This window comes from Thermomicrobiales bacterium (assembly GCA_037045155.1).
In the GTDB taxonomy this organism is placed as follows: Bacteria; Chloroflexota; Chloroflexia; order Thermomicrobiales; family CFX8; genus JAMLIA01.
Genome location: JBAOIG010000003.1, coordinates 1,352,380 through 1,373,251 on the forward strand (window position 1 = coordinate 1,352,380; position 20,872 = coordinate 1,373,251).

The 20,872-nt window shown below is 66.5% G+C and carries 20 protein-coding genes and 1 pseudogene; 13 read left to right on the forward strand and 8 right to left on the reverse strand.

What is annotated here, in order from left to right; all coding sequences use genetic code 11:
• Positions 1 to 132 precede the first annotated feature (132 nt).
• Complete coding sequence (locus tag V9F06_09500; GenBank protein MEI2617852.1) at positions 133 to 843, forward strand: GNAT family protein; 711 nt, start codon at positions 133 to 135, stop codon at positions 841 to 843.
• A 200-nt stretch (positions 844 to 1,043) separates the two neighbouring features.
• Here V9F06_09500 and dnaA read toward each other — a convergent pair whose 3' ends face one another.
• A complete protein-coding gene (dnaA, locus tag V9F06_09505) occupies positions 1,044 to 2,462 on the reverse strand; it encodes a chromosomal replication initiator protein DnaA (GenBank protein MEI2617853.1) in 1,419 nt (472 codons plus the stop codon).
• A 335-nt stretch (positions 2,463 to 2,797) separates the two neighbouring features.
• Between dnaA and V9F06_09510 the strand changes: the two genes are divergently transcribed.
• From V9F06_09510 to gltX, 3 genes are all read left to right on the forward strand, one after another.
• Positions 2,798 to 3,112 carry a hypothetical protein gene (locus V9F06_09510; GenBank protein ID MEI2617854.1) on the forward strand — a complete coding sequence of 105 codons (315 nt, stop codon included), beginning with the start codon at positions 2,798 to 2,800 and terminating at the stop codon, positions 3,110 to 3,112.
• 95 nt (positions 3,113 to 3,207) lie between these two features.
• Positions 3,208 to 4,650, forward strand: coding sequence for an amidohydrolase family protein (locus tag V9F06_09515; GenBank protein MEI2617855.1), 1,443 nt, complete (start codon positions 3,208 to 3,210; stop codon positions 4,648 to 4,650).
• A gap of 232 nt (positions 4,651 to 4,882) precedes the next feature.
• On the forward strand, positions 4,883 to 6,397 hold the full coding sequence (gene gltX / locus V9F06_09520) for a glutamate--tRNA ligase (protein MEI2617856.1): 1,515 nt from the start codon (positions 4,883 to 4,885) through the stop codon (positions 6,395 to 6,397).
• Positions 6,398 to 6,764: 367 nt separating this feature from the next.
• Here the strand turns inward: gltX and V9F06_09525 are convergent, their stop codons facing one another.
• The 4 genes from V9F06_09525 to dinB form a co-directional block, all read right to left on the reverse strand.
• Positions 6,765 to 7,850, reverse strand: coding sequence for an FAD-dependent oxidoreductase (locus tag V9F06_09525; protein ID MEI2617857.1), 1,086 nt, complete (start codon positions 7,848 to 7,850; stop codon positions 6,765 to 6,767).
• A gap of 54 nt (positions 7,851 to 7,904) precedes the next feature.
• The gene (locus V9F06_09530) at positions 7,905 to 8,561 is read right to left on the reverse strand and encodes a sigma-70 family RNA polymerase sigma factor (GenBank protein ID MEI2617858.1); all 657 of its coding nucleotides are present in this window, start codon (positions 8,559 to 8,561) and stop codon (positions 7,905 to 7,907) included.
• A gap of 130 nt (positions 8,562 to 8,691) precedes the next feature.
• The gene (locus tag V9F06_09535) at positions 8,692 to 8,955 is read right to left on the reverse strand and encodes a hypothetical protein (GenBank protein ID MEI2617859.1); all 264 of its coding nucleotides are present in this window, start codon (positions 8,953 to 8,955) and stop codon (positions 8,692 to 8,694) included.
• A 5-nt stretch (positions 8,956 to 8,960) separates the two neighbouring features.
• On the reverse strand, positions 8,961 to 10,181 hold the full coding sequence (gene dinB / locus V9F06_09540) for a DNA polymerase IV (GenBank protein ID MEI2617860.1): 1,221 nt from the start codon (positions 10,179 to 10,181) through the stop codon (positions 8,961 to 8,963).
• A 190-nt stretch (positions 10,182 to 10,371) separates the two neighbouring features.
• Between dinB and V9F06_09545 the strand changes: the two genes are divergently transcribed.
• The 7 genes and pseudogenes from V9F06_09545 (at position 10,372) to V9F06_09575 (ending at position 16,747) form a co-directional block, all read left to right on the forward strand.
• On the forward strand, positions 10,372 to 11,127 hold the full coding sequence (locus tag V9F06_09545; protein ID MEI2617861.1) for a metallophosphoesterase family protein: 756 nt from the start codon (positions 10,372 to 10,374) through the stop codon (positions 11,125 to 11,127).
• A gap of 344 nt (positions 11,128 to 11,471) precedes the next feature.
• A complete protein-coding gene (locus V9F06_09550; protein ID MEI2617862.1) occupies positions 11,472 to 11,735 on the forward strand; it encodes a hypothetical protein in 264 nt (87 codons plus the stop codon).
• Positions 11,728 to 14,025: a penicillin-binding transpeptidase domain-containing protein gene (locus tag V9F06_09555; protein MEI2617863.1), complete on the forward strand. Its 2,298-nt coding sequence runs from the start codon at positions 11,728 to 11,730 to the stop codon at positions 14,023 to 14,025. Before V9F06_09550 ends, V9F06_09555 begins: the two co-directional genes overlap by 8 nt.
• Before the next feature lie 32 nt (positions 14,026 to 14,057).
• The gene (locus V9F06_09560; protein MEI2617864.1) at positions 14,058 to 14,528 is read left to right on the forward strand and encodes a VOC family protein; all 471 of its coding nucleotides are present in this window, start codon (positions 14,058 to 14,060) and stop codon (positions 14,526 to 14,528) included.
• Between the two features lie 632 nt (positions 14,529 to 15,160).
• Positions 15,161 to 15,379: pseudogene (locus V9F06_09565) on the forward strand (methylmalonyl-CoA mutase family protein).
• Between the two features lie 58 nt (positions 15,380 to 15,437).
• On the forward strand, positions 15,438 to 16,346 hold the full coding sequence (locus V9F06_09570; protein MEI2617865.1) for a methylmalonyl-CoA mutase family protein: 909 nt from the start codon (positions 15,438 to 15,440) through the stop codon (positions 16,344 to 16,346).
• Entirely contained in the window at positions 16,322 to 16,747 is a 426-nt protein-coding gene (locus tag V9F06_09575) for a methylmalonyl-CoA mutase family protein (GenBank protein MEI2617866.1), read from the forward strand. The genes V9F06_09570 and V9F06_09575 overlap by 25 nt, the downstream gene beginning before the upstream one ends.
• 87 nt (positions 16,748 to 16,834) lie before the next feature.
• Here V9F06_09575 and V9F06_09580 read toward each other — a convergent pair whose 3' ends face one another.
• On the reverse strand, positions 16,835 to 17,776 hold the full coding sequence (locus tag V9F06_09580; protein ID MEI2617867.1) for an LLM class flavin-dependent oxidoreductase: 942 nt from the start codon (positions 17,774 to 17,776) through the stop codon (positions 16,835 to 16,837).
• 145 nt (positions 17,777 to 17,921) lie between these two features.
• On the opposite strand from V9F06_09580, the gene V9F06_09585 reads away from it, so the two are divergent.
• Positions 17,922 to 18,164 (forward strand): hypothetical protein, encoded by a 243-nt coding sequence (locus V9F06_09585; protein MEI2617868.1) that lies wholly within the window; start codon positions 17,922 to 17,924, stop codon positions 18,162 to 18,164.
• A gap of 222 nt (positions 18,165 to 18,386) precedes the next feature.
• On the opposite strand, the gene V9F06_09590 is transcribed toward V9F06_09585, so the two are convergent.
• Together V9F06_09590 and V9F06_09595 are read right to left on the reverse strand one after the other, a co-directional pair.
• Positions 18,387 to 19,604 carry an MFS transporter gene (locus V9F06_09590; GenBank protein MEI2617869.1) on the reverse strand — a complete coding sequence of 406 codons (1,218 nt, stop codon included), beginning with the start codon at positions 19,602 to 19,604 and terminating at the stop codon, positions 18,387 to 18,389.
• 90 nt (positions 19,605 to 19,694) lie between these two features.
• The gene (locus tag V9F06_09595) at positions 19,695 to 19,850 is read right to left on the reverse strand and encodes a hypothetical protein (GenBank protein ID MEI2617870.1); all 156 of its coding nucleotides are present in this window, start codon (positions 19,848 to 19,850) and stop codon (positions 19,695 to 19,697) included.
• 242 nt (positions 19,851 to 20,092) lie between these two features.
• Here V9F06_09595 and V9F06_09600 point away from each other — a divergent pair, with 242 nt between their 5' ends.
• The gene (locus V9F06_09600; GenBank protein ID MEI2617871.1) at positions 20,093 to 20,863 is read left to right on the forward strand and encodes a DNA methyltransferase; all 771 of its coding nucleotides are present in this window, start codon (positions 20,093 to 20,095) and stop codon (positions 20,861 to 20,863) included.
• Positions 20,864 to 20,872 lie beyond the last annotated feature (9 nt).

The window sequence follows — 20,872 nt, forward strand, 5'->3', positions numbered from 1 at the left end:
GATCAAACCTTGTCACTTGTGACGCGCAGCATAGCACGCCAACACAGACTCCCGTCTATTGCTGGAAGCGATCTGTGTCTGCTATCTCGTTTCTGCAATCATTTGACGACCAGCGACGATGAAGGAGACAACATGAGCGACGAGCGACCCTTTGGCATTCCCCTCTCCGACGATGTGCTCGCGCGACGAGCGCGGCTGCCGATCAAGCCCGACCCGGTGACGTTGGAGGGCAAGCGGGTACGGCTACGGCCACTCGATCTGGAGCATGACGTCGCGCCGCTGCACGCCGTCTCAAACGGTGAGCCGGCCACGCTCGGGGAGCGCCGCGTCGGGGCCTACGACGCCGACGCCGAGATCTGGCGCTACATGCCGGCCGGCCCATTCGTCGACGCCGCCGGGCTGGGCGGGTATCTGCGCGGACTCGCCGAGACGCCCAATCTGCTGCCGCTCTGTGTCGAGGACGTCGCAACCGGCCAGCCAGTCGGCGTCGTCACCTTCATGAGCAACTTCCCCGAGCATCTGAAGATCGAGCTCGGCAACATCTGGTACACCCCGCTCGTCCAGGGCACCGGCGCGAACCGCGAGGCGACGTACCTGATGCTGCGGCACGCCTTCGGCCTCGGCTACCGACGGGTAGAGTGGAAGTGCGACGCGCTCAATGCCCGCTCGCGCCACACTGCCGAGCGCATGGGCTTCATCTTCGAGGGCATCCAGCAGGCGCACCTCATCGTCAAGGGCCGCAACCGCGACACCGCCTGGTTCCGCATCCTCGATCATGAGTGGCCGGCGGTTGAAGCACGGTTGCGGGCGATGATGTCGGGACGCAGGGTCGATCCCGCGTAGGGAAGGGCGCCACGCGACCACGTCCGACACATCCGACGTTGGAACGCTCTCCCACGTTGGGGTTCTGGCCGGGCGTTGCCGCGGCGAGTCGTTATGCGGCTTGCCCCACGGCGGGCGGGCGGTCTCCGGTGTTCATGAGCCGACCGATCGTTCCGCGCCCGCCCCTACGCGGAACTCGCCCCTCGTCCCCTCATCCCTCGCTACCCGTACAACGCTTCCCGGATTGTGCTGACCTGCTGACGTAGCGCAGTGTTCGTCTCGATCTCGCGCTCGATCTTGCCGATGCCATGCATGACCGTCGAGTGGTCGCGGCCGCCGAGCAGCGCGCCGATCTCGACCAGCGACGAGCCGGTCTCCTCGCGCAGCACGTACATCGCCACCTGGCGCGGCAGGACGACCTCCTTGCTGCGGCCGCGGCCGCGCAGGTCGGCCAGCGTCGCCTTGTAGTGCTTCATCACTTCAGCCAGCACCCGTTCGGGGGTGATCTGTGCGCGACGCGCCTCGAGCGCGGCGTCGTTGAGCGCCTGGCTGGCGATGTCCATCCGGATCGGGGCGTTGAAGAGCTGGGCCAGCGCGATGATCTTGTTGAGAGCCCCCTCCAGCTCGCGGATGTTCGACTGCACCTTGCGCGCAACGTATTCCAGCACGTCGTTCGGCACATGGACGCCGAGCGACTGGCCCTTGCGGGAGAGGATCGCCGTGCGCGTCTCGATGTCCGGCGGCTGGACGTCGACGATCAGGCCGCCCTCGAAGCGCGAGCGCAGCCGTTCGGCCAGTGTCGGGATCGCCTTGGGTGGGCGGTCGGAGGAGACGATGATCTGCCGGCCAGACTGGAACAGGTCGTTGAAGGTGTGGAAGAACTCCTCTTGCGTCGCCTCCTTACCGGCAATGAACTGAATGTCGTCGATCATCAGGATGTCAGCCGAGCGGTAACGATCGCGGAACTCGTCGGTCCTCTGCCCCATGATCGACTTGATCAGATCGTTGGTGAATTTCTCGGAGGAGACGTAGAGCACGCGCGTCTCCGGCCGCTGGTCGATCGCGCGGTGGCCGACAGCGTGCATCAGGTGCGTCTTGCCCAACCCGACGCCGCCGTAGATGAACAGCGGGTTGAATGCCTGGGCCGGTTTGTCGCCGACCGCCATCGACGCGGCGTGGGCTAGCCGGTTCGATGGACCAACGACGAACGTCTCGAACGTGTAGCCGGGGTTCAGCCCCGGGCGGGCATCGGCAGAGAGCGTCATCTGGTGCGACTCCGGTCGTGGCGCAGGATCCTCCCTCAGCGAACGCGAGGCCGGCGGGGTAGGCCGGGTCTTCGGCTTCGGCGCGCGAACCGGGGAGGCAGACCCCTGCCCGCCGACAACGTACTCGACTGTCAGCCGCCGGTTGGCGATCGCCGAGAGCGCAGCGACGATCTCATCGTCGAACTTCAGCCGCAGTTGGTCGACCGCGAAGGCATTCGGCGCGGCGACGGTCGCCACCCCGTTCTCGACACCGAGAAGGGTCGTCGAGCGCAGCCACGTCTCGTAATTCGCCCGCGAGATGCGCCCCTGCAAGTCGGACAGGGCCGATTGCCAGAGTTGCTGGTAGCGGGGATCGAGCGCGGCGCTGTCTGCCATCGGCACCCTCTCGCGATGAGTCGTCCGGTTCCTGGTCATCGTTGTACCCTGTGGACAGATTCATCCACAAGCTGTACGTACACTCATTCTAGCAGAGAAGCCGGTGATTGAGGTTGTGAAGAAGCAGACCGGGCCGTGGGGTGGCCCGGTCTGCGGGGAGGGGGTATGGAGCATAGGCGGCTCCACGCTCGACGGGGTCGGCGCGCATAACGCATTGCGACGCCGTCATTGACATATACGTTTCATCGGGCATTCTGGTTCCAACGATCGGGATCCAGCAATCCCCCGAATGCTCCGCCGGACGATGGCCGGAACGGGAAGAAAGCAGTGCCGCCATGCAGCACCTGGACGAGTCATTGCTCCCTGAGATCGAGGGCGCAAAGCAGGACCTCTCGACGCGGCTGGATCAACCAGCGTCCGTCATCGAGACAATCCGCGCGGAGCGCGTGACCTGGCCAGACGGCAGCCTCGGCTGCCCGCGCCCCGGACTGCTCTACACCCAGGCACTGGTGCGCGGCTATTTCATCCAGCTTCGCGCCGCCGGCCGCGACTGGAATTACCACGGCGGCCGTGGCCGTCTGCCCCGGCTATGCGACTCCGTCAACGAACGACTGCCCGAGGATCTCCGGAGCGGCGATCTCACGATGTGACTGGTCGGACGCGGGGAGCCGCGTCTGTCGATAGAATGCGTCCAGTATGCAGAGAGTCGGCCGGCCAGATCCGGCGACAGGAAGGGCACTGGACGATGGTCGACACGCTGATCACTGGTGGGCATCTGCTGACGATGCAGGGGGATGGCGCCGGGTTCGTCGAGAATGGCGCGGTGGCGATCGAGGGGCGGCGGATCGTCGCCGTCGGGCCGCGGGAGAAGGTCGAGGCGCTCGGGCCGGCCAGACGCACGATCGACGCGACCGGCAAGCTGGTCATGCCCGGGCTGATCGACGCCCACACGCATTCTCACTCCGATCTCGGGCGTGGCTGGGCGCAGGAGGTCCAGCCCTGGATGGCCTCGTCCTATGGGCCGCTGATGCGCCACGCCGATGAGCGCGACAGCCCGATCGGCACGATGCTGATGCTGATGGAGGGCGTCGCCAACGGCACCACGACGTTCGGCGACTATGACCGCCCGATGGATGCGCTGCTCGCCGTCCATGAGCAATTCGGCAATCGCGCCGTCGTCTGCGAGAACATCTCCGAGCTGAACTGGGACAAGCGTGAAGAGTGGGTCGCGCAGGGCTGGAAGCCCGGAGATCCCACCCCGCTCGACCCTGAGACAGGGGAGAGGACGCTGGCGACCGCGCTGGCGCTCTACGATCGTTGGCACGGCCGGGACGAGGGGCGGCTCCGCGTGATCCTCGGCCCGCACGCCCCGGACTTCCTCTCGAAGGAGATGCTGCTACGGGTTCAGGAGGAGGCGCGTAAGCGCAACACGCTGATGCACCTCCACGTCGCCCAGGATCCGCGCGAGAACAACGCGACCCTGCAGCGCTACGGGCTGCGGGCGATCCCGTTCCTCGACTCCATTGGCCTGCTGGCGCCCGATCTGATCGCCGTCCACCTCTGCTTCGCCGAGCCGGAAGAGGTCGAGATGGTCGTCCGTAGCGGCGCGCCGATGACCTGCTGCTCGAACTCGATCGGCATCATCGATGGCGTTGTCCCGCCGGCCTGGCAGTTCGTCCAACTGGGCGGCACCGTCGCGCTCGGCTCCGACCAGGCGCCGGGCAACAACTCGCACAACGTCTTCTCCGAGATGCGGGCGACGGCGATGTACGCCAAGATCGCCGCCCGCAGCCCGCTGCCGATGCCGGCCTGGCAGGTGCTGCGGATGGCGACGATCGACGGCGCGAAGGTGCTGGGCATCGACGATGTCGTCGGCAGCCTGGAGGAGGGCAAGGAGGCCGACATCATCATGCTCGACCTGACCCGCCCGCCGCTGGCCCCGGTGCTGCTGCGGCCGGCCCGCAACATCGTCCCGAACCTCGTCTACGCCGAGACCGGATCCAACGTACTCATGACGATGGTCGCCGGCAACATCATCTACCAGGACGGCGAGTACACCAACATCGATCGCCACAAGGTCGCCGCCCGGGTCGCCGAGGCGTCCGCGCGCCTGCAGGACGCAGTCGCCGCCGACCCGCTCACCCACGACCTGGCGATCACCCGGCTGACCAACGAGGGGAAGATCTAGCGGCCACGCGACGACGGGAGGCTCAAGGTGGCGCTCTGCGGAGCGTGGACAGGGCGAGCCCTGCCCCTACGAAACGGTTTCATACCGGTCATACATCGACCCACCAGTACTGCGACTTCCCCTCTCCCACGGTTGGGAGAGGGGCGGGGCGCCCTCTGGGCCGCGGGTGAGGGCCGCTCCCCAACGTGCTAGACTCGTCGGTTGACATATGAAGAGGGAGCGAGGACAGCGAATGACGACTTCTGGCAGCGACGCAACCGCGGGTCGGGTGCGCGTCCGCTTCGCGCCGAGCCCGACCGGCGACCTGCACGTCGGCGGTCTGCGCTCGGCGCTATTCACCTGGCTGTTCGCCCGCAAGCACGGTGGCGACTTCATCCTGCGCATCGAGGACACCGATCGGCGGCGTTACAAGGAAGAGAGCGTCGGGACCATCATTGGCGCGCTGCGCTGGGTCGGGCTCGATTGGGATGAAGGGCCAGAAGTCGGTGGGGAGTACGGCCCGTACTTCCAGAGCGAGCGTCTGTCGCTCTACCAGCAGCATGCTCGCGCGCTGGTAGAGGCCGGCCTGGCGTACGAATGCTTCTGCTCGCCGGAGCGGCTCGACACACTGCGCGCCGAGCAGGTCGCTCGCAAAGTGCCGCCGGGCTACGACCGCCACTGCCGAAACCTGACCGACGAAGAGCGGGCGGCGAAGCACGCCGAGGGGATAACTCCGGTGATCCGCTTCAAGATCCCGGTGGAGGGCACGACGATCGTCCGCGACGAGCTGCGCGGCGAGATCAGCTACGAGAACCGGCTGCTCGAGGACGCAGTGCTGCTGAAGTCGGACGGCTTCCCGACCTACCACCTCGGCGTCGTGGTCGACGATCATCTGATGGAGATCAGCCACGTGATGCGCGGCGAGGAGTGGATTCCCTCCTTCCCGTTGCACGTGCTGATCTACGCGGCGTTTGGCTGGGAGCTGCCAGCCTTCTACCACCTGCCGGTAATCCTCAGCCCGGAGGGCGGCAAGCTCTCCAAGCGCCACGGCGCGGCCGGCGCGCTACAGTACAAGCAGGAGGGCTATCTGCCGGAGGCGCTCCGCAACTATCTGGCGCTCCAGGGGTGGTCGTATGACGACCGCGAGGAGTTCTTCCCGACGCTGGACGACCTGGTCCAGAAGTTCTCGATGGAACGCGTCAGCTCCAGCCCCTCAAAGTACAACTTCGAGAAAGTGCTCTGGTTCAACCAGCAGTACATCAACCACATCGTCGAGCTGGATGACCTGACCCGCCGCACGCTGCCGTGGCTGCGGGAGGCCGGTCTCGTCGGCGACGTTGTCGAGGGCACGCCGGAGTACGCGCGCGTCCACGACGCGGTCGGGCTGATTAAGGACAAGATGCGGCTGCTCAGTGAAGCGCCGGACCTGCTGCGCTTCTTCTTCGCCGCGCCGGACGATTACGCCGCGGAGCTGCTGGTTCCGAAGAAGACCGAGCCGGCCCAGATCGCCGCGGCGCTGCCCCGCGTGCGCGAGATCATCGGTGAGACAGGTGTCGAGGACGAGGCTGGGCTGGAAGCGCGGCTACGGGCGGTGGGAGATGAGCTCGGGCTGAAGGCCGGCCAGCTGTTCATGCCGATCCGCGTCGCCATCAGTGGCCGGACCGTCTCGCCGGGCCTGTTCGGCACACTGCGTGTCCTCGGCCAGGATCGAGCATTGGAGCGTCTGGACGCCGCGATCGACAAGCTGGGGGCGACCGCCTCGGCATGAGCCTGCCGGGTCGATAGCGCGCCGCCCACTTGTCATCCTGAACCGCAGTGAAGGATCTCCTCTGCGTTCGACTGTATCGAATATCGGGGGAGATTCTTCGCGCGCACGCTCAGAATGACAACGGGCGGGGGATGCTGCCACCCTGCCAGCTTGTCATCCTGAACCGCAGTGAAGGATCTCTCACCCGTTCGATGCCAGTCCAACGCAGGAGAGATCTTTCGCGTGCGCGCTCAAGATGACAAAGAACCGGCAGGCTGCCGATCGGACAGTCTGACGTTGACAGCCCACCGAGCCGCAGCGAAGGATCTCCCCATCGTTCGTAACGGACAGGCGAGGAGACCCTTCGACTGCGCAGGCGCAATCACGTCTACCCGAAGCGATCCGGCGAGAACGGCGCGAGCAGCGGATCTGTCTGGCCGTCGACGATCTGACGGGTGACGAGCGTCGCCAGCAATGGCCCGAGCGTGACGCCGGAGTGTGTGACTACCTCAGCATAGCCAGGGAGCACGCTGACAAGGCCGGCGCTCGTCCGGCCATCGGCCGGGATCGGCCGCGTGCCGACCGACCAGCGCGAGACGCGAGCCGCCTCAAGCGCCGGGAGGTAGTCGGCCGCGCGGCGCAGCAGCTCGACTGCCCACTCGGCCGGCGACTCGCCGCGCTCGATGCCCACATCGGCATCGCCGTGGTGCAGCATCAGGAGATCACCGTCCGGCCGCAGGTGCACTCGCGGTGTGTGGACGATGCGCCGAACCTGTCCGCTCGCGTGGCTGGCGCGAACGATCAGCCCGCGGGTCGGCGCTAGCGGCAACTCCCTGCCGGCCAGCCGGGCAATCGCATCCGCGGCAGGGCCGGCGCAGTTGACGACGAGGTCGGCGGGGATGCGCTCGCCGTTCGCCAACTGGACACCGCTGATTCGCCCGCCATCGCGCTCGATCGCCGTCACCTGGCTGGCAACGTGAACCTCTGCGCCGTGTTTACGAGCCTCGTCGGCCATCGCTCGGGCCATGGCAGGCCCATCGACCCATGACTCGGTCGGGAAGTAGACCCCTTGCTCGACATCGTCCTCGACGCGGAGCGCTGGCTCCAGATTCGCCATCTCGGCCCGACTCAACCATTCAACCGGGTAGCTCCAGGCGCGGAGCCGCGCAACCTGCGCCTCGAGCCGGCCGCCATCGTCACCCACGATCCAGGCGAGGTTGCCCCCCTCGCTGTACCACGGGGCGTCGCCAAGCTCATCGCGTAGCTCGCCCCAGGCACGCATTCCGGCAACGTTGAGGGCAAAGTAGTCTTCAGGCGTCTTGGTGTTTGAGTTGGTCCAAGCGAAGCTCGAGCCGGTTGTGCCCCAGCCCGGCTCGGCGGAGTCGAGCAGCGCAACTGCCTGGCCGGCCTGTGCCAGCCGGAAGGCAAGCGACGCGCCAACCACGCCAGCCCCGATAACAACGATCCTTCGCATCCTCACCGCCCTTTCGTTCTCGCAGAGCTCTCTCCGCGGCAGGATACCGCAGGCTCAACTAGCATCGCGCAGGCGCTCACGAGCGATCGAAACGATCGCCGGCCAGTGACGATGGATGGTGCGGCGGTTGACTCCGATCAGCTCCGCGATCCGCGATGGACCGTGGCCATCCCGGACCGAGAGCTGGAAGATAGCCTGGTCGCGCGAGTTGAGGTAACCGCAGATCTCAACGATCACCTGGTTGGCCAGGACGATATCTTCGATATCGATCGAGTCCAGCGGGTCGTGCGGCGCTCCGTCTTGTGGCGCGACGATCGCGCCCTCGCGCAGCAGCGCGCGCACCCGGCCGGCCAGGCGCATCGGAAACACGCGCAGGAAGTAGTAGCCGAAGCCAGCCGGACCGTCCTGGCTCGTCAGCGGCTGCCACCCTGCCAACACATCGACGAACGCAAGAAACGCTTCCTGCTGGACATCGTCGATCTCCCACGGGTCAATGGCACGGCGGCGGTAGCGGGCACAGAATCGTGCCACCTTCCACGAGAGCATCGTCAGCAATCGGTCGCGGATGGCCAGGTCGTCGCGAGCGAGGAGCGCATAACGCGAGAGCGCCAGATCGAGATCCGGGGTCATCTCGACATCGCCGAGCGAGCGCGCAATGAGCGCGGTGAGCCAGTCGCTGGGGTCTGGGGTAGATCGTTCGGTACTGTTCATTGCCACTCCAGTGGCCGGGCAGCCCGGAGGGCGGGACGCGAGCGCACCGCCAGTCCGGGTTGTCCGGATGTCGTGGCGCTTGTGCGCTCAGTTCAGGAAGAACAGCATCAGGTGCTGTAGGTAGGGGGAATCAGCGCCAGCCGCCATGGTCGCCGGCCAGGCTCTCTGGCAGGTCGCCGCTGGCAGACGCTGGCCGCAGATCGAGGATGTGCTGTGCGCCACAGCGTGGGCAGGTTGCATGGACACAACCCGACGCCTCGTAGAATCGGTCGCGGACCTTGATTTGAATCTGGCCGCCTGGCTCGTACATCCCCAACAGGATCGGGGGTTCGCCGCAGCGACACTCCCAGCGCTGCTTCGCCACCCGCCCGATGCGGGCTTGCCGTTCGGTCATGCTCCTCACCTCCTTTCCTTCGTGTTGCTGGCTGCGTCGCGCCGCGCCGGATCGCGGGCGAAGCGGGCCGGCACGATCATCGGCGCGCCGGTGCGTTCGGTGATCCGATCGATAGCTGCGTTCAGCTGGCGCAGCCGGACCCGATGGTCGTCGAACAGGTCGAGCTGGTGCGACGCCGACGCCAGGCTCGCGACCCGGACGCCAAGTAGCCGCACCGGCGCCCGCCGCTCGGCCAGCGCGCGATCGAGCAGCTCGGCCGCGACGACGTGGATAACCTGGTGGGCGTCGGTCGGCCGATCGAGCGACTGTTGGCGACTGATCGTCGCAAAGTCGTCGTAGCGGAGCTTCAGCGCGACCGTCGTCGCCATCAGTCCACGGCGGCGCAACTCGGCCCCCGTCCGCTCGCAGAGCCGATAGAGCGTCGAATCGAGCTCGGCATGGGCGACGATGTCCCGGTCGAACGTCTGCTCGTGGCCGAGCGACTTGCGCTCGCCCGGCTCGCCACGCACTGCCCGGTCATCCTCCCCACGGGCGCGCGCTTGCAGCCGGCCGGCGTCGCTCCCAACGATGTCGAGCAGCAGCACGCCCGGCGCGACGGCCAGATCCGCCAGCGTCACGATCCCGGCGGCGCGTAGCCGCGCGGTCGCCTTCGGCCCGACTCCCGGCAACCGTTCGACCGGCAACGGGCCCAGCGTCGCCGCCTCCTGCCCGCGGCGGACGATCCGCAGCCCGTCGGGCTTGTCGAGGTCGGAGGCGATCTTGGCTACCAGCTTGTTCGAGGCAACACCAAGCGAGACGGCCAGACCGACCTCGTCGCGAACTCGCTGCTTCAGCGCCCGCGAGAGCTGCTCGACGCTACCGAACAGCCGCTCCGAGTTGCTGATGTCGAGGTAGGCTTCGTCGATACTGACCACTTCGACCAGCGGCGAGAAGTCGTCGAGGACAAGTCGGAAGCGCTGTGACAGCTCGCGGTACAACGCGCCGTCGGGCCGTACGATGACCGCTTGCGGACAGAGGCGGACCGCCTGCGCCATCGGCATCGCCGAGCAAACGCCGTGCTGGCGGGCTTCGTAGGTGGCCGAGGCAACCACACCGCGCCCCTCCGGCGACCCGCCGACGATAACCGGCCGGCCGCGCAGCTCGGGGCGACGCAGCACCTCGGCTGCGGCGAAGAACGCGTCGAGGTCCGCATGGACGACCCAGCGGTCGGCGTCGTGCGCGTACACTTCATCCTCCCGGCTGCCAATACCAAGAATAGAACATATGTTCTATTCTGACTCGATAGTAAAGCCCCGCGCCGCCGATGTCAACCATGTGTCACACAGATGTTGGCGGCGAACGCGGATATTGTCCGCGCGCCGCCCGTCGGGCTATTCTGGTCGCCAGCGGGCTAGTTGACAGAGAGGTAGACGTCAGATGGCAGATGTAGCGCGAGTGGCGATCATTTCCGATGTCCATGGCAACCGACCGGCGTTTGAGGCAGTGCTGGCCGAGGTCGATCGGCGCGGCCCCTTCGACACGCTCGTCGGAGGCGGCGACTATGCGTTTGGCGGGGCGTTCCCCGACGACTCACTGGCGCTGGTTGTCGAGCGCGGGCTGACGTGCGTCCGCGGCAACACGGATGAGTGGATCATCGAGGCGGCCACCAATGGACGCCAGCCGGCCCACGGCTACGAGCCGGAGCAGGCGCACAGCGAGCTGCTGCGCTCGGTCGATGCCTGGGCCGCCGCCCGGTTGAGCGACGACCATCGGCGGCTTCTGGCCAACCTGCCGGTAAGTTGGGAGACGACGGGACCGAGCGGTCAGACACTCGCCTTCGTCCATTCCACGCCCTGGAGCACCCACCCGGTCATTCTCCCCGACGCGCCGGAGGAGATGGCGCGCCGGATGCTCGACGCCGCCGGCGCTCAGATGCTGCTCTACGGTCACATCCACTACGCTTACACCAGGCAGGTCGACGATCGAACGCTGGCGTGTGTCGGCAGCGTCGGGATGCCGTTCGACGGGGACTGGCGGCCGTGCTTCGCGGTTGCCGAGGATGATGGCGCTGGCTGGCGTGTCGAGCACGTCCGGGTCGAGTATGACCGCGAGCCATATCTGGCAGCGCTGCTGGAATCGGGCGTGCCGAACGCGGCGGAATTCATCAGCTCGATCCGCCAGCGAGGCGGATGAGCCGGGCGGAGAGTCCGCGACCGCGTGGTATCATCGCCAGAATGTGGAGACTGGCGAACGATCTTGCACACACCGGTTGGGGCGGCTCGGTACCCGCGCTCCACGGAGTCACCCAGATATGACCAGAGTGTTCTTCGGGCTCTCGCTGGCGCTGGTTGCGATGCTCCAGGCATCGTTTGTGCCGGCCCTCGGGCTGATTGCTATCCAGCCGGATCTCGCGCTGATCCTGTTGCTCGCGTGGAGCGCGTCCCGTGGGATGGCCGAGGGAATGGCTTGGGCGCTGGGTCTCGGCATCTGGCTCGACCTGCTGACACTTCGATCCTCTCGGAACCCATGCATTCTCGTTGCTGGTCGTTGCCGTTATCGGCGGGCTGGCCGGCCAACGGATATTCCGGTCGGGGATCGTCCTGCCGATCGTCCTGGTCGTCGTGGCGACACTGGCCTCCGGCCTGGTCGCATCGCTTGTGGCACGCTTCAGTGGGGATGCGGCCGGCGGGCTGGAGATGATGCGGCCGATCGTCGCAGCCGTGTTTCTGAACACCATGTTCGTGCTCGTTGGCTGGGTCGTCCTGCTCATCGTGGATCGCTGGATACCGCGTCATGTTTAAGAAGAATAAGCGCATGGAGCTCGTCCGCCCCGGCGAGCGCCGCCGTCGCGAAGAGAGCGACGGCGATGACAATCGAATCACGCGCCGGGTCCTTCTGGCCCGCGGGACGATCGGGCTGGCGTTCGTCGGGCTGGGTGGCAAGCTCTGGCAGATGCAGATTGCCGAGGGCAACGAGTTCCGGCGTATCGCTCGCGAAAACGTCATCGAGTTCCAGCGGCTGAAAGCGCCGCGCGGGCGGATCCTCGATCGCGCAGGCGAGCCACTCGCCGAGAATCGTCGCTCGTGGAGCGTCCAGGTCACCCAGAGCCGGTTGCCGGACGACAAGGATCAGCGGGAGCACATCCTCGGCGTCGTGTCCCAGAAGCTGGCCCTCGGCAAGTCGCTCGTCATCGACCGGACTCTCGTCCCGGTCGGCTCCGAGGCGGCGGTTGTCAACGCGATCTCGAAGCGACTGGAGGTCGACAGCGCCACGCTGATCGCCCGCCTGACCGGCAGCGATATCGCGATGCTCATGCTTCGCGAGAATCTCTCCGAGCAGGACGCGGCAGGCTATGCGGCGAGCATGATCGATATCCCGGGCGTCCGCGTCGTGAATACTATCGACTACCAGCTCGCGAATCACCCACTCCAGGATATGCCACTGATCGTCAAGAAGGACGTCGACCAGGCGATCGCGCTCGATCTGGCGTCGAACGCGCTCTACTTGCCCGGTGTCATCGTGGATGACGCGCTTCTGGTGCGTCACTACCCGGCCGGCCCGACCTTCTCGCACATCCTCGGCTACGTCGGTCCGATTACCGAGGAGGAGTACGACCACGAGCTGACGCCCAGTGGCGGCCATCTCTACGAAACCGACGACCGGGTGGGGCGAGGCGGGATCGAGCAGGCACTCGAGACGAGTCTGCGCGGAGAGAAGGGCGCCCGCTGGGTGCAGATCGACGCCAATGGGGTCGTCCGGGACGAGCTGCTCGACCAGCGCAAAGACCCACGCGCCGGCCTGAGCGCGCGGCTGACGCTCATTCGCGACTTCCAGATCGCCGCCGAGGCTGCGCTGCGCGATGGGATCGCCAACGCAAATGCCGACGCGCTGGAGAACGGCCGCGACCCGGTTGGCGCAGGCGTCGCGATCGCAATGAACCCGCAGAACGGCGAGATCCTGGCGATGGCCTCGCTGCCGACCTTCGACAACCAGAAGTTCGTCGATGGGATCTCCGACGCCGACTACCAGGCCTATCTCGACGATCCGTTCGAGCCACTGCTCGACCGCTCGATCTCCGGCCAGTTCCCGCCAGGGTCGACATTCAAGCCGATGATGGCTGCGGCCGGCCTGCACGATGGCGCTCAGCGGCCCGACGGACTCAGGCCGGACACGAAATTCCGCTGTCTCGGCCGCATCCGGGTGCCATGGACCTGGGACGAGACGCAGGGCAACGACTACCCGTGCTGGGAATTGGAGACGGGCCATGGAGACGTCGATGTCTTCACGGGCATCTCACACTCCTGCGACGTCTATTTCTACAACGTCGGCGCGCCGGACTCTGTCGCCGACAATGGCGTGCGCGTCCACTTCTACATCCCCAACGACCCGAACCAGCACTTCTTCATGGGCATGGGGGTCGAGAAGATGCATGCGTACATGACGAAAGTGTTCGGCTACGGTCGCGCGAGCGGCATCGAGCTGGCCGGCGAAGCGGATGGCATCGTCCCCAACCCCAAGTGGCTCTTCCAGACACTCGACCAGAACTGGTCGATTGGTGACACGATTAATATGTCAATCGGCCAGGGACATCTGCTCTGCACACCGTTGCAACTGCTCAATAGCACCGCGTCGATCGCGGCCGGCGGGAAGCTCTTTCGTCCGCGACTGATCCGCGACCTCATCCGCGAGGATGGCGTCGTCGACCGCACGTTCCAGCCCGAGATGATCAACGACATGACGATCGACAAAGGCCCGAACGACCCGTGGATCGCCGCCGAACACCTGGCGACGGTTCGCGAGGGAATGCGCCGGACGGTGACAGAAGGCACAGGCATGGGCAAGGTCGATGTGCCGGGGATCGAGATCGGCGCGAAGTCGGGCACCGCCGAGTATGGCGAGGCAATCGAGGGCAAGTACAAGCAGGGGCACGCCTGGTTCACCGCATTCGGGCCGTTCGAAAACCCCGAGATCTGCGTCGCGGTGATGATCTCCGGCGGCGGCGCGGGATCGGTCTACTCCGGCCCGATTGCCAACAGCATCCTGCGGACCTACTTCGAGAATCAGTCGATTCGCGACGCCGCGCGGGCGTGACCGCTTCGGCGCACAGAGAGGAACGCCGGCACGTGGCCGAGACGCACGCTACAATGAGCCAGCAGTCACCAAACCACGTCGAGGCCGCAAGCGTCGCCCCTGGCCCGATCCATCACCTCGGCATCGTTGTTCGCGACATCACGGTTGCCGTCGAGCAGTACCGCGCGCTGGGATTCACCGGCGGCGAGGTGACGCGGGTGGCCGAGCAGAACGCCGACATCGCCGCGCTGCGGGCCGGCGAGAGCTGGGTCGAGATCCTCGCGCCGATCGAGCACGACTCGCCAATCGGCCGATTCCTCGACGCACGCGGCCCCGGCGTCCACCACATCGCCTACCTCGTCGACGACCTGCCGGCCACGCTCGACCAGCTGGCGGCAGCCGGCGTCGAGCTGATCGACCGTCAGCCTCGCCGCGGCCTGCACGACTGGCTGATCGCGTTCGTCCACCCGCGCGCCTGCGCCGGGGTGCTGACCGAGCTGGTGGACCGGGCGAGCGTGGAGTAGCGACGCGGCGGGCGCAGCGCATCGACAAGCGTAACGCGTCGGGATGGCAGCATCCCCGCCCGTTGTCATTCTGAGCGCGCACGCGAGGAATCTCTCCTCCGGTGGAATGGGTCGAACGTGGGGGAGATCTTTCGCTGCGGCTCAAGATGACAAAGACACGGGATGGCAGCATCCCCCGCCCGTTGTCATTCTGAGTGCGCACGCGAGGAATCTCTCCTCCGGTGGAATGGGTCGAACGTGGGGGAGATCCTTCACTGCGGCTCAAGATGACAAAGACACGGGGTGGCAGCATCCCCCGCCCGTTGTCATTCTGAGCGCGCACGCGAGGAATCTCTCCTCCGTTGGAATGGGTCGAACGTGGGGGAGATCTTTCGCTGCGGCTCAAGATGACAAAGACACGGGGTGGCAGCATCCCCCGCTCGTTGTCATTCTGAGCGCGCACGCGAGGAATCTCTCCTCCGGTGGAATGGGTCGAACGTGGGGGAGATCTTTCGCTGCGGCTCAAGATGACAAAGACGCAGGGTGGCTGCCACCTTGACGCTTTATGCCAGCCGGAGCGCTGAGTGCTATGCCACTGTCGATCCCGATGGTACGCTCCCCGCGGCAACAGGACGCGACAGGAGGCGGGCGGCATGAGCACCAGCAAGAAGACCGACCAGCGGGTGACGACCTCGGGGATCGAGATCAGGCCGGTCTATCGGCCGGCCGACATCGCCAGCGAGCCAGCGCCGGATCCCGGCGAGTTCCCCTACACACGCGGGCCGTACCCGACGATGTATCGCGGCCGGCTCTGGACGATGCGCCAGTATGCCGGGTTCTCCTCAGCCGAGGAGACGAACACGCGCTTCAAGCTGCTGCTCGAACGCGGGCAGACCGGGCTCTCCGTGCGCCTTCGACCTGCCGACCCAGTTGGGGCTGGACGCCGACGACCCACGCGCGCAGGCCGAGGTCGGCCTGGTCGGCGTCTCGATCTCGACGCTCGACGACATGCGACGTCTGCTGGATGGCATCCAGCTGGACAGCGTCACCACCTCGATGACGATCAACGCGCCCGCCTCGGTCCTGCTGTTGATGTACCAGATCGTCGGCGAGGAGCAGGGGGCCGACCTGTCGAAGCTGGGCGGGACGATTCAGAACGACATCCTCAAGGAATACGCCGCCCGCGGCACTTACATCTTCCCACCACGCCCGTCGATGCGGCTCGTCACCGATACCTTCCGCTATTGCGCGGAGGCGCTGCCGAGCTGGAACACGATCTCGATCTCCGGTTACCACATCCGCGAGGCCGGCTCGTCAGCAGTCCAGGAGGTCGCCTTCACGCTGGCCAACGGGGTCGCCTACGTCCAGGCTGCGATTGACGCCGGCCTCGCAATCGACGACTTCGCCCCGCGCCTGTCGTTCTTCTTCAACGCCCACAACGGCTTCCTGGAGGAGGTCGCCAAGTACCGCGCAGCGCGCAGGATGTGGGCGACGATCATGCGCGACCGCTTCGGCGCGCGCGACTCGAAGTCGCTGACGCTGCGCTTCCACACCCAGACGGGCGGCTCGACGCTGACCGCCCAGCAGCCGCTCAACAACGTCGTCCGCGTCGCGATCCAGGCGCTCTCGGCAGTGCTGGGCGGGACGCAGTCGCTGCACACTAACGGCTACGACGAGGCGCTCTCGCTGCCGACCGACCGAGGCGGCGACGCTGGCGCTGCGAACGCAGCAGATTATCGCCCACGAGGCAGGCGTGATCGACGACGGCCGACCCGCTGGCCGGGTCCTACGCCATCGAGGCGCTCACCGACGAGATCGAGCGGCGGGCATACGAGCTGATGGACGCTGTTGAGTCGATGGGCGGCGCGGTCGCAGCGATCGAGAGCGGCTTCATGCAGGACCAGATCGCCGAGACGGCCTACCGGTGGGAGGAGGCGGTCGACAGCGGCGAACGGGTCATCGTCGGCGTCAACTACCAGCGCGAGGAGGAGGAAGCTGGCGTCCCGCTGCACCACATCGACCGCGAGCTCGTCCAGCGCCAGATCGACCGCACCACGCACTACAAGGCAGAGCGCGCGTCCCCAGAGGTCGACAACGTTCTGGCGAGGGTCAGCGCCGCGGCTAGCGCGACCGACAACCTGCTGCCTGTCATGCGCGAGGCGCTATTGGCTGGCGCGACCCTCGGTCAGATCTGCAACGCGCTGCGCGCCGAGTGGGGCGAGTATCGGCCAGTTGGGTAGGAGACCGCACTCCCGACATCCCGACAGGAACACCCGATGAGCGAGCCAGAGCGGCTCAGCCACTCGACGCGGCGCGTCTGGACTGATCTACCCTCGATCCAGCGCCTCCAGCACCGGAACAAAGCGCTCGACACCCTCGATGTTCAGCGGTTCGGTGTAGACCTGCACGTGCGAGACGCCGAGATCTGCGTATCGACGCAGCGCGTCGGCAATCTGCTCCGGCTCGCCGCTGATCGGCGGGACGCCGGTCGGATTGACCGACGACGCGCTGCCGGCCGACCCGGTGAAATCGACGTAGACGGTCGCCGAGCGGGCCAGCGTGGCTGGGTCGCGGCCGGCTGCCTCGCAGGCCGCGTCGACTCGCTCCAGCAGCGGGAGCATCCCCTCCGGCGTATTGCCAGTGCGCGAGAAGTAGACGTTCCAGCTATCGGCGTAGCGGGCGGTCAGCCCCAGCATCCGCTCGCCTGTCGTGCCCATCATGATCGGCGGGCCGTGCTTGCGCGGGCCGCGTGGGTGCAGGGCGCAGTCTCGTGCCTGATAGTAGCGTCCCTCGAAATCGACCTTACCGTCGTGCAACAACCCGTGGATGATCTGCAGCGCCTCCTCGAAGCGCGACACGCGGTGGTCGAAGGGGTAGCCGAACGCGCGATACTCCGGCTCGTGCCAGCCAGCGCCGAGCCCGAGGATCACGCGGCCACCGCTGATCTCGTCGATCGTGTCGGCGATCTTCGCCGTCAGCGCAGGGTTGCGGAACGACGTGCAGGTCACCAGCGTGCCGACCTCGACGCGGCTGGTGATGGCGGCTAGCGCAGAGAGCATCGAGAACGACTCCCAGACACCTTCGGTCTTGCCGTCTGCCAGCCGGAAGAGCAGATGGTCCTGGACCCAGACCGAATCGAAGCCGGCCGCCTCCGCGCGCAGCGCCACCGCCGCGATCTCGCGCCACGACGCCGTCGTTCCCGTCCGAGCATCCTCCGAATCCGGCAGCCCGAACCCGATCTTTAGCGGCCTGCGCCGTCCATCAACCATCGTCCCTCCTCACAAGAACCCGCGACACACGCCGATCATCGCACGAATTGGCCTCCCGAGTTTGCCCCAGCGCAATGAATATGCCTGGTCGACGGCGCATGATGGCTGAGGAAGGCGGACCTGGAGGCAGGAAAGGAACAACGCCATGTCTGCAACGATCACGAGTCCCAACCCCGATCACTTCGAGATGTGCCTGGACACTGGCAACTGCCTGGTTGAGTACTACCTGACCCAGCCGGCCGCGACTCAGTGGGTGGCCGTTGGCCTGGCGAGGCCGGCCAACGACGGCTCCTGCTGCGACGCCCACCGCCGCATGGTCGCTGGCTCCGGCCCAACCGAGACTGATGCCATCCGCGCGATGCTCGGCCGGTGCGCGGGGCAGGGGTGACGGCAAGCGAGGCAGCCCGGGCAGACGCGAGCCGGTTATGTCAGCTATCGCGGGCAGGGCGTCCGCTCCAGAGGGTGGCAGACGCCGCCGGACTGGCAAACGAGCGCACGGATGCCACCGGTAACTGCGGCTCTCCTGGGTGAGCTGCCCGGCAAACGCGAAGCGCTGACGAATCGGCTCGCGCCTGCCCCGGCATGGGGCGGAGCTGGCAGGGATCTGTCTCTACGCGATGCCCTCGCGCACAGCACGTCCTGCCGTCGTCCCCCGACCGGACCCCATGCAGACCAACGCCGCAGCCAGCGCAACGAGCGGGAGGCCCAACCCCAGCGCCGAATAATTGCCAACCGCCAGCAGCAGGCCGCCGGTCAGTGCGCCGACCGCGGTGCCAAAGCGGGTGATCGACGAGTTGAGCGCCATCGTTGTCCCCTGTGTGGTCGGCGTTTCGCCAGACATGATCGTCACCGCCGTCACCTCGGCGATTCCGCCAAAGAACGCCGCGCCCAGCAGCGTTGCCCATGTCAGCAGAATCGGTGGTTGGACAACGAAGACGACCGCGATCAACGCCCCCATCGCCAGAACCGTGACAAAGAACGTGCGCCGCGCCGGAATATGGCGCAGAGGCCCGCTGACCAGCAGGCTGCCAGTCATGAACCCAGGCCCAAGCGCCAGCCAGATCAGGCCGGCCTCCTGCAGCGATCGCCCCATCTGCTCGACCAGAAACGCGCCGATGTAGGTCAGCAATCCCGTCCAGGCAACGCCGCGGCAGAACTGGGCGGCGTACACGAGCGCAACCGGTGGGTGCCGCAATAGCGGGACATAGGTCGCCAGCAGCGCGCGGAGCCGCAACGGCTCGTGGGCGGAGATGACATCGGCATCGAGCGTGGCAGCGGTGAACACCAGGCCGGCCACAGCAATGAACGCCAGCGCCACAAACGACCAGCGCCACGACGACTGGCTCGCGATGAAGGTCAGAATCGGGAAGCCAACGATGCTGGCGACCGAGGCCGAGGCGAACATTCTGCTGATCACCTGACGGCGGACATCGCCATGGTAGCGGATCCCCGCGATCGCAAACGCCATCGGCGAGATCGTCGCCGCGCTGAGCCCGCTCAGCAGCTGGGCCGCGACGAGGAAGCCGAACGCGGGGGCCAGCGCAATTCCGACGTTGCACATCACCAGCGCGATCAGGCCAAGCAACAGCAAGCGGCGGTAGCCGAGCCACTCGGCCGACGGGCCGATCGCCAGCCCGACGATCCCGCCGACCAGCGAGGAGACCATCACCGCCTGGCCGAGCAGGGCTGTCGAGGTGTTGAGATCCCCGCCGATCGCTGGCAGGAACGGCGAGAGCGAGAGCGATGTGAGGACGCTGAGCGACGTTGCAAGGCAGAGAGTCAGAAAGACCGTCCGGTCCTCGCCGATGCTGACAACCCCCTCGCGCACGCGCCCGCCCCTCTCCCAACGTCTACCGCCCGGCGGATGATCGTTGGCGAGCGCTCGCACGTCAAGACACTCGGGGCTGCCTGTTCGCGCTTACGGCCGTCGCTCGCCCGTCAGCGTGCGGAGAACGAGCACCAGCACGACGACGACCAGCAATACCAGCAGCACGCGGCTCAGCAGACCAACAACCGCGCCAAGCAGCCAGATGGTCAAAACCACCGCAACAACGATCAGGATGACCCGCGCCATCGCCACCCCCGATTCACTCCGAGGAATAGCGTAGCACGAGACCCCCTCCTTCCCTGCGGGGGAGGGTGTCTCGGTGGCGCCGAACGTCGCGCCGGGGGTGGATCCTGCAGCGAAGCGTTGTCTTCGGTCGGCTGTGAACGCTGTGGGTGGGCAGCCTGCGCGCTCGGGGGAGGCTGGAGCCATCCTTGCGTCTGCGCTAGGATAGGCGAAGATGTCAGCTTCAGTCGGGCGAGGGGGCGACGATGGTGAAGAAGCCGGAGAAGTTGGTCAGCGCGTATCGGTATGACGAGACGCGGAAGAACAACCCGCCGATCGGGCTGGCCGGCTACGAGCCGGCCCTCCAGGAGCCGCAGACGCGGCAGTACGCCTACGACCCACACCTCTCGCCGCAGCTCATCTGGGCCGGCAAGCCGGGGCTGGAGAGCATCGAGGTCGCTGATGCAGCGGGCGTTGATGTCGAAACCGTCTCGCTCCACGTCCACGAGCGCATCTCGACACAGGCGATCATCGACGCTGTTCGTCGCCCGGAGGTCAAGCAGCTCGGCCTGTTCTCCGATCCGCAACTGCCGCTCGGCGAAGCGGTGAAGTTCTATCAGCACGATGTCGATTGGGCGAACCGCCTCATTCTGGGCGACTCGCTCGTCGTCATGAACTCGCTGCTGGAACGCGAGGGCATGGCCGGCAAAGTCCAGATGATCTACATGGACCCGCCCTATGGCGTGAAGTACAGCAGCAACTTCCAGCCACGCATCAACCAGCGCGACGTCAGGGAGGACGACGCCTCCCTCTCGCGCGAGCCGGAGATGATCAAGGCATATCGCGATACCTGGACGCTCGGCATCCACTCCTACTTGACCTACATACGCGACCGCCTGCGGGTTGCCCGCGAACTCCTCACCGACTCAGGCAGCATCTTCGTCCAGATCTCCGATGAGAACGTGCATCGCGTGCGGGCGGTGCTGGACGAGGTGTTTGGTGCGGAGAATTTCTGCCGCCTCATATCCGTTTGCTAAGACAGCATC